The sequence below is a fragment of the Salinibacterium sp. NK8237 genome, assembly GCF_015864955.1.
In the GTDB taxonomy this organism is placed as follows: domain Bacteria; phylum Actinomycetota; class Actinomycetes; order Actinomycetales; family Microbacteriaceae; genus Rhodoglobus.
Map to the genome: position 1 here is coordinate 1,497,105 of NZ_JADYWE010000001.1, position 12,518 is coordinate 1,509,622.

Annotated in this window: 13 protein-coding genes; 5 read left to right on the plus strand and 8 right to left on the minus strand. The window is 63.1% G+C overall.

The window, feature by feature from the left end; all coding sequences use genetic code 11:
* Entirely contained in the window at window positions 1-894 is an 894-nt protein-coding gene (locus I6E56_RS07250; protein WP_197137015.1) for a LysR family transcriptional regulator, read from the plus strand.
* A 57-nt stretch (window positions 895-951) separates the two neighbouring features.
* On the opposite strand, the gene I6E56_RS07255 is transcribed toward I6E56_RS07250, so the two are convergent.
* Complete coding sequence (locus I6E56_RS07255; protein WP_197137016.1) at window positions 952-2,112, minus strand: AAA family ATPase; 1,161 nt, start codon at window positions 2,110-2,112, stop codon at window positions 952-954.
* Window positions 2,113-2,176: 64 nt separating this feature from the next.
* On the minus strand, window positions 2,177-3,298 hold the full coding sequence (locus I6E56_RS07260) for an NAD(P)-binding domain-containing protein (protein ID WP_197137017.1): 1,122 nt from the start codon (window positions 3,296-3,298) through the stop codon (window positions 2,177-2,179).
* A gap of 155 nt (window positions 3,299-3,453) precedes the next feature.
* Here I6E56_RS07260 and I6E56_RS07265 point away from each other — a divergent pair, with 155 nt between their 5' ends.
* On the plus strand, window positions 3,454-3,693 hold the full coding sequence (locus I6E56_RS07265; protein ID WP_197109364.1) for a DUF3073 domain-containing protein: 240 nt from the start codon (window positions 3,454-3,456) through the stop codon (window positions 3,691-3,693).
* A gap of 79 nt (window positions 3,694-3,772) precedes the next feature.
* Here I6E56_RS07265 and I6E56_RS07270 read toward each other — a convergent pair whose 3' ends face one another.
* The 3 genes from I6E56_RS07270 to purM all read right to left on the minus strand — a co-directional run bounded on the left by I6E56_RS07270 (window position 3,773) and on the right by purM (window position 7,331).
* Entirely contained in the window at window positions 3,773-5,167 is a 1,395-nt protein-coding gene (locus I6E56_RS07270; protein WP_197137018.1) for an aminotransferase class V-fold PLP-dependent enzyme, read from the minus strand.
* A gap of 84 nt (window positions 5,168-5,251) precedes the next feature.
* Window positions 5,252-6,151 carry an EamA family transporter gene (locus tag I6E56_RS07275; RefSeq protein ID WP_197109362.1) on the minus strand — a complete coding sequence of 300 codons (900 nt, stop codon included), beginning with the start codon at window positions 6,149-6,151 and terminating at the stop codon, window positions 5,252-5,254.
* Window positions 6,152-6,224: 73 nt separating this feature from the next.
* A complete protein-coding gene (purM, locus tag I6E56_RS07280) occupies window positions 6,225-7,331 on the minus strand; it encodes a phosphoribosylformylglycinamidine cyclo-ligase (protein ID WP_197106628.1) in 1,107 nt (368 codons plus the stop codon).
* A gap of 141 nt (window positions 7,332-7,472) precedes the next feature.
* Here purM and purF point away from each other — a divergent pair, with 141 nt between their 5' ends.
* The gene (gene purF / locus I6E56_RS07285) at window positions 7,473-8,930 is read left to right on the plus strand and encodes an amidophosphoribosyltransferase (protein WP_197106629.1); all 1,458 of its coding nucleotides are present in this window, start codon (window positions 7,473-7,475) and stop codon (window positions 8,928-8,930) included.
* 47 nt (window positions 8,931-8,977) lie between these two features.
* Here the strand turns inward: purF and I6E56_RS07290 are convergent, their stop codons facing one another.
* Together I6E56_RS07290 and I6E56_RS07295 are read right to left on the minus strand one after the other, a co-directional pair.
* Window positions 8,978-9,340, minus strand: a complete 363-nt coding sequence (locus I6E56_RS07290; RefSeq protein WP_197137020.1) for a hypothetical protein — start codon at window positions 9,338-9,340, stop codon at window positions 8,978-8,980.
* Window positions 9,337-9,708, minus strand: coding sequence for a sterol carrier family protein (locus I6E56_RS07295; protein ID WP_197106631.1), 372 nt, complete (start codon window positions 9,706-9,708; stop codon window positions 9,337-9,339). Before I6E56_RS07295 ends, I6E56_RS07290 begins: the two co-directional genes overlap by 4 nt.
* 67 nt (window positions 9,709-9,775) lie before the next feature.
* Between I6E56_RS07295 and purD the strand changes: the two genes are divergently transcribed.
* Together purD and I6E56_RS07305 are read left to right on the plus strand one after the other, a co-directional pair.
* Entirely contained in the window at window positions 9,776-11,026 is a 1,251-nt protein-coding gene (gene purD / locus I6E56_RS07300; RefSeq protein WP_197137022.1) for a phosphoribosylamine--glycine ligase, read from the plus strand.
* A complete protein-coding gene (locus tag I6E56_RS07305) occupies window positions 11,023-11,934 on the plus strand; it encodes a phosphoribosylaminoimidazolesuccinocarboxamide synthase (protein ID WP_231606274.1) in 912 nt (303 codons plus the stop codon). Before purD ends, I6E56_RS07305 begins: the two co-directional genes overlap by 4 nt.
* An 81-nt stretch (window positions 11,935-12,015) precedes the next feature.
* Here the strand turns inward: I6E56_RS07305 and I6E56_RS07310 are convergent, their stop codons facing one another.
* A complete protein-coding gene (locus I6E56_RS07310) occupies window positions 12,016-12,501 on the minus strand; it encodes a GNAT family N-acetyltransferase (protein WP_197137024.1) in 486 nt (161 codons plus the stop codon).
* Window positions 12,502-12,518 lie beyond the last annotated feature (17 nt).

A 12,518-nucleotide genomic window follows, 5' to 3' on the forward strand; every position in this document is an offset into this window, starting at 1 on the left:
ATGCGAATCACACTGCGGCAAGTGGAGATCTTTGTCGCCGTGGCCGAGTTCGGGCATTTCGGCCGCGCAGCCGAAGCTCTCCACATCTCCCAGCCAACAGTGAGCCAGGAAGTCACTCGGCTGGAGCGCGCGCTGGAGGTCGCGCTGCTCGACCGGTCCGGGCGGTCAGCCACACTCACGCTGGCAGGCGAAGCGATGGCCGCCGAGGGCAAGAAGCTGCTCGCTCACGCAACTCAAGTCGTGCTCGACGTGAAGCTGCACGAACCGAGCCGCCTGCGCACCGTGCGCGTGGTGGCGTCTCCGAGCATCGTAAATCGGCTGCTCCCCGCCGTGATCAGCAAAGCCGAACAGTCACTTGCATCCACTCGCATCGAAGACATCCTCGTCGACACCGGCGGCGTCTCCGCCCACCTCGTCGCCGAACAAGCAGATGTTGGACTCGGCCGTTTTCTCGACACCGTGGACGGGTACAGCGTTGAGGTGCTCGCCGAAGAACAAGTCTTCGTCGCGATCAGCCGCAAACACCCACTGGCGGATGCCGCCCACCTCGAACTCCCCGAGCTCGGCGACCTTCCCCTGCTGTTGTGGCCGCGCGAACAGAATCCCGCCTACTTCGACTACTTGCTCGAGATCTGCACCTCGCGTGGGCTGGGCCCGCTGCTTCTGGTGAGCCCGCCCCGAATCGTGGGTTCGCGGCTCTATCTGCTCTCGGAGTCGCGCGCGTTCTCGCTCGTCTCCGCCGCCCTCATCGGCCACCTGCCCGAAGATCTCGTCGCCATTCCGCTGGCCCGTCCGGCAACCCTGCCCCTCGAGATGCAGTGGCGCACGAGCGATGGCCGACCCCAGCTTGCCGCTCTTCGCGCACTCATTCGCGATGTGGCATCCGCCGGCTAGCGACGCCCGCGTTTCGCTAGTGCCCGCTGCGGGTATTCCCGCCGCGGCCAGTGTCGCTCAACGTTTCGGCCAGCTCCAGGGCGGTTCATCAAGCATGCCTTGGCCCTCGATCACAGTCTCGCCGTCACGCTTGATGAGATGAACCTCGTTCGCTCCGCCGCGCACCAGACCGTCGACTAGCGCTGAAGCGTGCGACACCACCACGATCTGGGTCAACTGTGCTGCAGCCTCGACAAGCTGAGCGAGCGGCTCGAGAAGTCGCGGATGCAGACTTGTCTCCGGCTCATTCAACACGAGCAGCGATGGTGGTGTCGGCGAGAGCAGCGCCGCCACGAGCATGAGAAAGCGAAGCGTGCCATCAGAAAGTTCATGGGTCTCCAGCGGCCGCAGCAGCCCAGGCTGCTCCATCACGAGCGAGAACAGTCCATCGCGTGACTGCACCCGCACGGATGCACCATCGAAGGCCTGCTCAATCGTGCGGTCGAGCAACGTTCTGTCGCCACGCTCGCGAATGGTTTGGATCGCTGCTGCCAAATCGGCGCCGCTGTGGCTCAGCACGGGAGTATTCGTGCCGAGCTGCGCTTGACGAACCGGAGCATCGGGATCGGTTCGAAAATGATCGTAGAAGCGCCACGACCCCAATCCTTCCCGCACCGTCAGCAGTTCCGGAGCCAGCCCCGGATCCGCAAATGCTGCCACCATGCTTTCGATGGGACGTAGGCGGTAGTCGTGCGCGACCCACTCGCCCCGAGCATCCCGCACCCGAACGGCGCCATTTCGTCGCTCGCTGAGAGCGGTCGCCGGCCGCAACACCGCGCCGCTAAACACTGACTCCGCTTTGATCTCGGGATCGCGGGAGAACATCGTGCACTGGTCAGTGGGCAACCCGAAGTCGACTGCATACCCAAACTCGGTGCCGGCGTAGCCAAGCTTGAGCGCCACGACATCTTTGCGCACGGTGCCTTGGACGGGATGCCCGGCGCGTTTCGCTGCTGCAGCACCCGCTTCGGGGCCAGCCCACAGCATCGACTGCACACCGCCCTCGCGCGCCAGCGCAGCAATCGCGCCACTCTGTCCCACTTCGGAAAGCAACCGCAGGCTGCGATACACACTCGACTTGCCGACGCCGTTCGCGCCCGAAATGACCGTCAATCTACCAAGCGGCATAACGAGATGCCGCAGGGAACGAAACCCCTCGATCGCCAGCGTCGTAATCATGCCGCGAGTTTAGCCACGGCGGCTGTCATTGCTGTGACGCCTTAGGCTCGCGGTTGCGAAAGCGCTAGCGCCCGTTTTTCATGGCTTGAATCTTGCTGAGGGTCGCGATGGCCTGGCGGGCGATCATCCGCCCCGCACGGTTGGCACCAATCGTTGATGCCTGCGGCCCGTACCCGGCGAAGAAGACACGGGGGTCTTTCCAGGCGACGCCCTGCCCGACGGCCACTCCGCCCTCTTTCTCGCGAAGTTTCAGCGGAGCAAGGTGACGCAGTTCTGGGCGGAACCCGGTTGACCAAATAATGGCATCCGCCTGCTGGAAGGCACCATCTTTCCAGCGCACCCCATCGGGCTCGATGCTCGAAAACATGGGGCGCGGCGTCAAAACGCCCCGTTCAATTCCGGCTTGGATGCGGCGGGTGCGCGGAACACCCGTGCCACTGACGATGCTGGGCAGGGCTCGGCCCGCCCGCGCCGCCTCATCCTGCATCAGCACGGCTTCTTTGCGCGCTTCAAGGTTGAGGCCACCGTCTTCGAGGAAGTCGATGGGGCGTCGGCTCACCCAGGTGAGATTGCTGGCGATGTTTTCGAGTTCGAGCAGGAATCCGATTGCCGACGTTCCGCCGCCAACTACGACAACGCTCTGGTCGGTGAATTCGCGGGCGCTGCGGTATTCGCTCGTGTGAAGGTGGCGACCCTTGAACGACTTGAGCCCCGGGTACCACGGGATAAACGGCGCACCCCACGTGCCGGTGGCGTTGATAACGAGCATCGTGCTGACGGTTTTGGTTTCTTCGCCATCGAGGGTGAAGGTCACGTTCAGGTGTTCGCCGAGGTTATCGACGGCGATGACATCCGCATTGCGCACGACTTGCAAACCGTAGTGCTCTTCGTATGCACGGTAATAGTCAGCGACGACCTTCTTGGCTGGCATGTGTTTGTCGGCGGTCTCAAAGCTCAAACCGAGCTCTTCGAGACCGGGAAGGTCATTGATGCGGTGGGCGGAACCAATGCGCAACGCTTCCCAACGAAACTGCCACGCGCCGCCTGTATTGGGGCCGCGGTCGAGCAGCACAAAGTCGTTGCCGGCGTCGAGACCTAGTCTCTGCAAATAGTAGGCAACAGAGAGGCCCGCTTGGCCAGCACCAATAACGACAACAGAGGTGTCGGTTTCAGTGGTGGATGTCACGGGCTAACGTTACCCGTGAACACCCCACCTGTGCACCGCCCACGAAGACCTTTCTGTCCACCGTGCTAAACTTCAGGTTAGTTTTCATCCATCCCTGTTCGCTCGTTCGCTGGCCACCGTCAGTGCACCGGGACAGAAGCATGAGGGGGTCTCGAATGGGACGCGGCCGTCAAAAGGCAAAGCACACCAAGGTTGCTCGGGATTTGAAGTACTTCAGCCCAGACACCAACTATGGTGCACTCGCTCGCGAGTTGAGCGGGTCAGAAAGCGCTGCTCCGGTGTCGGAAGACAGCGAAAAGTGGCCGGAGTACTCCGCTGGTAGTGCCTACAGCGATAAGTACGACGTCGACGAAGAGGACGACGAAGACGACAACGAGGAAACTCGTAGCGCCTGATAGTCACCTTCTAATCACAAGGCGAGCACCAGACCCTCCGGGGTCGGATGCTCGCTTCGTGCGTTAACGTGACGCCGGGCTAGCGCTCGCGCGACCACTCCACGAGAGTAGGCACCGCGTCTTCGGCGAAGCGCTCATAGTCGTCTGCGGTGTTATAGGCGTGCGCGGAGAGCCTTAAGTAGCCGATGTCGCGGAAGCTCGTGACTTGGGTTTCGAATCCGAGTTCGTCCGTGATGCGTTGACGAATAGCGTGAGCGGTGTCATCCGTTGTGCCGAGAGCGCCGGGGAGCCGCAGGAGACGCATTCCCGGAGCGGGGGTTCCGACATCCACTCGCGACTCTTCGCCAGACGCAGCATCGAGCGCATCGGCGACAACGTCGGTGGAGTAGTCGAGCAACGAGTCGATGTAGCTGCGAATGGAATCCCAGCCAATACGGTCTTCGAGGCCCGTGATTGCATCGACGGTCGCGAGATAGGGCGTGTAGTCGAGGGTGCCCTGGTCGTCGAAACGACCGGGGAACGGCTCATCCATTCCCCACGAATCAATCACCGGATACAGGTTCTTGGCGAATTTCTTTTCTGCCACTAGCACTGCGGTTCCGCGGAAACCGCACGCAAACTTGTGCAAATTGCCCACCCAAGCGGATGCCGCAACGCCCTCTGCCGGGCGGTGCTGAATTCCCGGGGCGTGAGCTGCATCCACGAGCAGAGGCACCCCGTGCTTCGTGGCCAACTCGGCGAGCGCCGCGACCGGGAACTCGCGCGCAGTGGCCGAGGTTGAGGCGTCGATGATGAGGCCTGCAGGCTTCTTGGCGAGTGCTTTGCCAAGAACGGTGAGGATGTGTTCGGGCGTGGCATCGAGAGCGATGGGCACGGTGCGCACTTTGGCTCCGCGCTGGCGGGCCTCGCGGCGGGCCGAGAAGGCGACTGCCCCGTAAGCGTGGTCGGTGATGAGCACCTCGTCACCGGCGTTGAGCATGAGGGCGCGGATGGCGGCCGTCATTCCGGCGCTGGCGTTGGGGACGAAAGCGAAACGGTCGGCATCCACACCGATGAAGTCGGCAAGGTTCGCGCGGGCCTGAGCAAGACGCTCAGGCGCGGCCATGAACCAACGCTGCGGTGCACTCTCGGTGTCTTGCAGGTAGGCGAGGCGACGCAGTTGGGCAAAGACAGGGACTGCTCCGAAGGAGCCGTGGTTGATGTGGCGCCAGCGGGAGTTCAGACTCCACAGCGCGGCGGCGGGAGAACCATCGCGGGTCAGCAGCGGTTCGGGGCGGGGCGTGCCCTCTGCGTGATCGGCGTCATCGTGGCCGTCATCCGCGGCGTCATCCGAGTCAGCTTCGTTCACGGTCACGACGTCGCTGTCGTCAGCGTCGTCGAGCTGCTCATCCACCACGGTGTGCTCGTGTTCGGGTTCTGCGAGTTGCTCGTCGTTGTCGACGTCAACCGAGTTGTCGGGCTGCTTAGTTGCCATAGCGCCCATTCAAGCGCACGGCACCGGATTCGCTTCGGTGGCACCCGGGGCGCAGCGAAAACACTGCTGCAGTGAAGGCGTTGCCTAGGTGAGAGCGCGCCCGCGGCGACGGCGCAGCAACCCGGTCGTGATGGCGACGCCGAGAAGCAGCATCACTCCACCAATAACTTCGATCACCGTCGGCACCTCACCGAGCGCTAACCACGCGGTGGTCATGCCGATCGGCGGAACGAGCATCGTGAAGGGCACGACAGCGGATGCCGCATGGCGGGCGAGCAACGTGTTCCAGATGCCGTACCCGACAAGGCTGGCGAGCCACGCGGTGTAAGCGGTCGAGAGCAGCTGCGGAACGGTGAGGTGCGTGAGGGCGAAGCCGACAGCATCCGCCCCATTTATCGCGAAGGCGAGCCCGAGCATCGGGATCGGTACGACCAGGGCCGACCAGACCGTGAGCGACAGTCCGGCCAGTGGCGAGGACGTGGTGCCGATGCGCCCGACTCGGCGTGCGATGACATTGCCGATGGCCCACGATGCAGCAGCGGCCAGGGTCACGAAGAAGGCCAGCACGGGAGTTTCTACCCCGCGCCCGCTTCCCACCACGACCAGGCCCGCGGCGCCGAGCACGACTCCGACCAGTTGACTGCGCGTGGGGGTTTCACGCAGCGCGAGAGCGGCGAACACCACCGTCAGCACCACCTGCGCTTGCAACACAAGTGAGGCGAGGCCGGGCGGCATGCCGATGGCGAGCGCGGTGTAGAGCAGGCCGAACTGCCCGAGGCTCATGAACGAGCCGATGAGCACTACGTCGCGAAACCTCGACTTCGGCCGCGGCACGAAGAAGATAGCGGGAACAATCACCACCATGAAGCGCAACGCTAGAAACAGCGTGGGTGGCATCCCCTCGAGTCCAACATCGATAACAACGAAGTTGAGCCCCCAAATGATGGCGACGAGCACTGCGGCGAGAATGGAACGGATGGGCATAGTTCAACGCCTCAGATAGGGACCGGGATCACGACCGGAAATAACGCGGCTCGCGCTCAACGCAACGATAAAGCTAGTTCGCGTACGAACCGCTCAGGCGCACAGCGCCACCGTTGACGCCCTTGGCTCCCTGTTCGAAGCCAGAAAGATCATGGGCGGCCATCGAAACACGACCAACTTCCCACGAGGGGATGCCGTCGGCGGTGAGTGCTGCGATGGTCGCGTCGGCAGCATCCGCAGCCACGATCGCGATCATGCCGATCCCGAGGTTCCAGGTTCCTTCGGCACTTTCGAGGCTGGAACCAGCCAGGTCAGACAGCACACGGAATACGGTGGGCGGCGACCAGGTCGAGCGCTCAACTTCAACCCACGAGCCGACAGGCAGCACGCGCGCGAGGTTCGCGGCGATTCCGCCACCCGTGACGTGGCTGAGCGAGTGCACAGCACCGGGCTGGGCGTCGAGCAGGTTCAGCAGCGGCATCGTGTAGAGGCGGGTCGGCTCGAGGAGCACTTCGCCGACGACTCCGCCGAGTTCGTTGAGGTGGTCGCTGTAGCCGACCTTGTTGTTGGCCAGAATGTGGCGCACGAGAGAGAAACCGTTCGAGTGGATGCCCGAGGACTCCATCGCGATCACAACATCGCCATCGGCCACAAGGTGCGGGCCGAGCTGGGATCCCGCTTCAACCACACCGGTTGCCGCACCGGCAACGTCGTAGTCGTCGGGGCCGAGAAGACCAGGGTGTTCTGCCGTTTCGCCGCCGACCAGCGCGGTGCCGGTAGCCGAGCATCCACGGGCAATACCGGCAACGATGTCGGCGATGCGCGAGGGAACGACCTTGCCACACGCGATGTAGTCGGTCATAAAGAGGGGCTTGGCGCCCACGACGATGATGTCGTCAACGACCATGCCGACGAGGTCTTGACCGATGGTGTCGTGCTTGTCGAGAGCCTGAGCGATCGCGACCTTGGTGCCCACGCCATCCGTCGATGTTGCCATCAGCGGGTGCTTGTAGTCCTTGAAGAACGAGGCGTCATAGAGGCCAGCGAAACCGCCGAACCCTCCGACCACGTTGGGCCCATGAGTGGCACTGACGGCCGCCTTCATGAGTTCGACGGCGCGGTCACCAGCAGCGGTATCGACACCGGCTGCGGCATAGCTGGAAGAAGAGTTCTCGGTCACGGCTCAAGCGTACCGGTCTGCGGGTTTTACGCGCAGCAGCACCCCCGCTCCCCCCGCAGCAACCGCACTGCCAGATGTGAGAAGCTAGACCGTACTCACACCGGGTACGCGCTCTACGACCTCAGGGAGCCACGCGAAAGCATGTGCGGCATTGTCGGTATCGTCTCTTCTCAGCCCGTCAACCAGCAGGTTTATGACGCCCTGCTGCTCCTGCAGCACCGCGGTCAAGACTCCACGGGTATCGCCACCGCCGACGGCAGCACTCTGCACTTGCAGAAGGCCAACGGGCAAGTACGTGAGGCCTACCGCACTCGCGACATGCGCAACCTTGTCGGCACCTCCGGCCTCGGCCACGTGCGCTACGCCACCAAGGGCAACGCCTTCAATGAAAATGAAGCCCAGCCGTTCTATGTGAACGCGCCCTACGGCATCATCCTTGTTCACAACGGCAACTTGACGAACACGCAGCAGCTCACTGACGAACTGTTCCGCATCGACCGTCGCCACCTCAACACCACGAGCGATACTGAACTGCTCGTCAACGTGTTGGCCAACGAACTTCAAGAGCAAGTGTCGGGGCTCGACCTCGACCCCGAGCAAGTTTTCACCGCCATCGAGCGCGTGCATGACCGCGTTGAGGGCTCCTACGCCGCGATCGCACTGATCGCTGGTCACGGCTTGCTCGCGTTCCGCGACCCCTACGGCATCCGCCCCTTGGTTTTGGGCCGCCGCCAAACTGGTCTCGTCGGCTACGAGTGGATTGTGGCGTCCGAATCTCTCGTGCTGGAAAGCGCCGGCTACGAACTGGTGCGGGATGTTGCCCCCGGCGAAGCGATCTTCATTACGCCCGACGGCGAAATGTTCTCCAAGCAGTGCGCCAAAGCACCGGTGCTGATCCCGTGCTCGTTCGAATACGTCTATCTGGCTCGCCCCGACTCGATAATGAACGGCATCTCCGTTTATGAAGCTCGCCTGCGCTTGGGCGACAAACTGGCCGACACCATCTCGAAGTTCACCCCCATGGGCGACATCGACGTTGTGATGCCCATCCCCGACTCCTCACGGCCCGCCGCGATGCAGGTCGCCCAGAAGCTTGGCGTCGAATACCGCGAAGGCTTCTACAAGAACCGCTACGTTGGTCGCACCTTCATCATGCCCGGCCAGGCCGAGCGCAAGAAGAGCGTGAAGCAGAAGCTGAACGCCATGGGCACCGAGTTCAAGGGCAAAAACATCCTGATCGTGGATGACTCCATCGTGCGTGGCACCACCTCGAAAGAGATCGTGCAGATGGCTCGTGAAGCCGGCGCCAACAAGGTCACCTTCACCTCCGCTGCACCCCCCGTGCGCTACCCACACGTGTACGGCATCAACATGCCGACTCGCGCTGAACTCGTTGCCCACGGGCGCAAGATTCCCGAGATCGCTCTAGAGATGGGCGCTGACGCTCTCATCTACCAAGAGGTCGCCGACATGCAGGCTGCGATCACCGAAGGATCCGACGTGTCAGCTCTCGAAATGAGCTGCTTCACCGGCGAATACGTTTCGGGCAACATCACGCCCGAATACCTCGACTGGCTTGAGCTCACACAACTGAGCTAGCGCGGCGCACTTCGCGGGGGTGGACTCCCGCGGGGTGCAGCTCGTTGCTACTCGAGCGTGCCCTCGTACACTTCTGGCTCCGAGATCTCGTGCTCGGCCGTGCCGGTCTTGGCACGACGGCGCGATGAACGATCGGCGATGAGCGCGACGAGCGCTCCGACGGCAACACCGGCAGGAATACCAAAGAGACTGAAGTAGCCAAAGAGAGCCCCGAATCCGACCGAAGGGTCAGCGGGGAACGACATCGTGAGAATGAACGTGGCGGCGGCACCGAGCCCACCACCGACAATCATGAACGCGCCGTACTTAGGCGCACGGCGGATGCTCACGCCCGTTGATTCGACCGTGGTCTTCATCGCAGGCTGCTGCGGGGCGGATGCCGCGGGCTCGTGTTCTGGCGTAATACTCACGGCACTATTCTCTCCCACACAACTGGGAGGTATTCGCTGAGGTCGGCACGCGACCCCGAGGCGCTGATGTCGCCGGAGTCGAGGGCCTCGGCCCACTCGCGCGTTCCCGTGGCCAAGGCAATCCAGGTCGCGGCATCCATCTCAACAACATTGGGCGGGGTGCCGCGCGTGTGATTGGGGCCTTCGATGGCTTGAACGGCGCCGAAAGGCGGCACTCGCACTTCAACCGAGTTGCCTTCGGCATTCTTTGCGAGCACCTGCAGGAGGTAGCGCACTGCGGTGGCTGTGGCGTCGCGGTCTGCTCGACCGTCGCGCACCATCCGGATGCTCGCTTCACCAGCAATGGGGGCTATTTTCAGCTGTGCCATGCCTAAACGCTAGCAAGTTGGGCTGTGCGCTAACAACTGTGGCTGTGGGCTTGGTTAGGCTGGGGTCGTGCGAATTCTTGTTCTTGGATCCGGTGCCCGCGAGCACGCCATTGTGACGTCACTTCTCAGTGAGGAGGAGACGCACGAAATCACGGCTGCGCCCGGCAATGCCGGTATTGCATCGGTCGTGGAGACGGTCGCGCTCGACCCCACTCGGGGAAGCGTTGTTACCGAATACGCCCTCGGCAATGACATCGAACTGGTCATCATCGGGCCAGAGGCTCCCCTGGTTGAGGGCGTCGCTGACGCTCTTCGCCGCCGCGGCATCGCCGTGTTCGGCCCAGGCAAGGCCGCCGCTGCTCTCGAGGGCAGCAAAACTTTTGCCAAGCGCATCATGGATGCCGCTAACGTGCCCACCGGTCGCGCCCACCGCGCTGGCTCGCTCGAAGAAGCCACTGAGGCTCTCGATGAGTTCGGCGCCCCTTACGTAGTCAAGGCTGACGGCCTCGCTGCCGGCAAGGGCGTTCTCGTCACTGGTGACCGCAACGCCGCCGTTGATCACGCCAAGCACTGGCTCACCTACGGCAGCGTGCTCGTCGAGGAATACCTCGCCGGCGAAGAGGTCTCCCTCTTCCTGTTGAGCGATGGCCACAACGTTGTTCCGCTGTCTCCCGCGCAGGATTACAAGCGCGCCTACGACGGCGATGACGGCCCCAACACGGGCGGCATGGGCGCCTATTCGCCGCTCACCTGGCTCCCCGACGGCTTCGTTCAAGAGGTCATCGACACGATCGCGCTCCCCACGATCCGTCAGCTTGCCGACGAGCAAACGCCGTTTATTGGACTGCTCTACTGTGGCCTCATTGTTACTCGGGACGGCATCCGCGTCATCGAGTTCAACGCCCGCTTCGGCGACCCCGAGACGCAGGTTGTGCTCCCCCGCCTCGTTACGCCGCTGAGTTCGCTGCTCTACGCGGCGGCGACCGGCGGCCTCCCCGACCATGCCACCCCCGAGTTCTCAGACGACGTTGCCGTCACCGTGGTGCTCGCCAGCGAGGGCTACCCCGAGAACCCCAAGATCGGTCGCCCGATTACGGGACTGGATGCCGCCCTCGCCGTTCCCGGAATCACCATCGCCCACGCGGCCACCGCCAAAAAGGGTGACGAGTTTGTCGCCACCGGCGGACGCGTGCTCAGCGTCGTCGCGACCGGTGCGACGTTTGCGGTAGCCCGCGAACGCGCGTACGAAGCACTCGGCCACATTCACCTTGAGGGCTCACACTTTCGCAGCGACATCGCTTTGCGCGTCGCGAAATGAGCGACGTTGTGAACGGCGCTGCTGGCGCGGATGCTGCTGGTGCGGGCTCTGCTGCTGGCGCTGGCGCGTGGACGCTGACGTATTCCGGCAAAGTCCGCGACTTGTATGTACGGGCCGACGAGCCACAGCTTGTGCTCATGGTTGCCAGTGATCGCGTGAGTGCGTTTGACCACGTGCTTGAGCCGGGCATCCCGAGCAAGGGCGCGCTGCTGACGCAACTGAGCAAGTGGTGGTTCGCGCAGCTCGCTGACATGCCGAACCATTTGGCGGATGCCGCTGGCGTTGATGCGCCAGCTGAGCTTGCTGACCGCTCGATGATCGTGAAGCGGCTGGAGATGTATCCGGTGGAGTGCGTCGTTCGCGGCTACCTGTCGGGCAGCGGCTGGCTGGAGTATCAGGAGTCGCAGAGCGTGTGCGGCATTGCGCTGCCTGCTGGTTTGAGCGATGGCGACCGCCTGCCCGAACCGATCTACACGCCGGCGTGGAAAGCGCCAATGGGTGAGCACGACGAGAACATCAGCTTTGAACGCACCGTCGAACTCGTCGGTGCTGAGGTTGCGACGGCGCTTCGGGATGCTTCGCTCGACATCTTCGCCCGAGCCTCAGCCATCGCGGAAACTCGTGGCGTAATTCTCGCCGATACCAAGTTCGAGTTCGGAGCCGACCCGGAGACCGGTGATCTCGTCCTGGCCGACGAGGTACTGACGAGCGACTCCAGCCGCTACTGGGATGCCGAACTCTACGCTGCCGGCGGGCCCGGTCGCCTAGCGAGCTTCGACAAGCAGATCGTGCGCAACTGGCTCTCCGCAAACTGGGACAAGCAGGGCGTACCGCCCGAGCTTCCCGCTGACATCGTGGAGCAGACGGCTGCGCGGTATCGCGAGCTGATTGAGCGGCTTACGGCGTAGTTCAGCGTTACTGTTGATGCATCATGATCAGCCCGCTCGCCTCGCGGCTCGGGCTGATTTTCTTTAACTGGGCAACGCGATCTACCCTGGGTGCTGCAACCGCAACAGCATCGTGTCGGAGTCGCCGGAGCGGCCGACAATCTGAAATCCCAACCGTGAGTACAGCGAACGCACGGGGTTGCCATCCTCAACGCTCAGGCTGATGGCGGGCAGACCGCGCACAGCCGCGGCCGCGATGAGCTTCTGCAGAAGCTCGGACCCGATTCCTTGGCCACGAAAGCCCTCGAACGTGGTGATGCTGAGTTCGGGGATTGTTTCTTCGACGAAACCGTAGCCGGGGTGCTCCGCCGAAAAGAAGACCAGCCACGCGACTGCACGGACTTTGCCGTCATACTCGTCCAGCATCCCGAAGTCATTGCCGGTTGGGAAGGCGGAGTAGTAGTGCGCGAGCTCTTCTGACTGATCGAGATCAGCAAAGCTAAAGCGCGGCCCGCACCAGTTCATGTTGGCGAGCGTCGCTTCTCTCAGGACCGGCCGGTCGGATTCCTTCAGCAGGCGGGTCGACATCCGACGATTGTAGCTTG

Excerpts from the sequence above, each read along its gene's own strand:
- I6E56_RS07270 (WP_197137018.1), bottom strand. The coding sequence starts at position 5,167 with ATGGCAACTAAGCAGCCCGACAACTCGGTTGACGTCGACAACGACGAG.
- purF (WP_197106629.1), top strand. The coding sequence starts at position 7,473 with ATGTGCGGCATTGTCGGTATCGTCTCTTCTCAGCCCGTCAACCAGCAG.
- I6E56_RS07305 (WP_231606274.1), top strand. The coding sequence starts at position 11,023 with ATGAGCGACGTTGTGAACGGCGCTGCTGGCGCGGATGCTGCTGGTGCG.
- I6E56_RS07255 (WP_197137016.1), bottom strand. The coding sequence starts at position 2,112 with ATGATTACGACGCTGGCGATCGAGGGGTTTCGTTCCCTGCGGCATCTC.
- I6E56_RS07250 (WP_197137015.1), top strand. The coding sequence starts at position 1 with ATGCGAATCACACTGCGGCAAGTGGAGATCTTTGTCGCCGTGGCCGAG.
- I6E56_RS07295 (WP_197106631.1), bottom strand. The coding sequence starts at position 9,708 with ATGGCACAGCTGAAAATAGCCCCCATTGCTGGTGAAGCGAGCATCCGG.
- I6E56_RS07275 (WP_197109362.1), bottom strand. The coding sequence starts at position 6,151 with ATGCCCATCCGTTCCATTCTCGCCGCAGTGCTCGTCGCCATCATTTGG.
- I6E56_RS07265 (WP_197109364.1), top strand. The coding sequence starts at position 3,454 with ATGGGACGCGGCCGTCAAAAGGCAAAGCACACCAAGGTTGCTCGGGAT.
- I6E56_RS07310 (WP_197137024.1), bottom strand. The coding sequence starts at position 12,501 with ATGTCGACCCGCCTGCTGAAGGAATCCGACCGGCCGGTCCTGAGAGAA.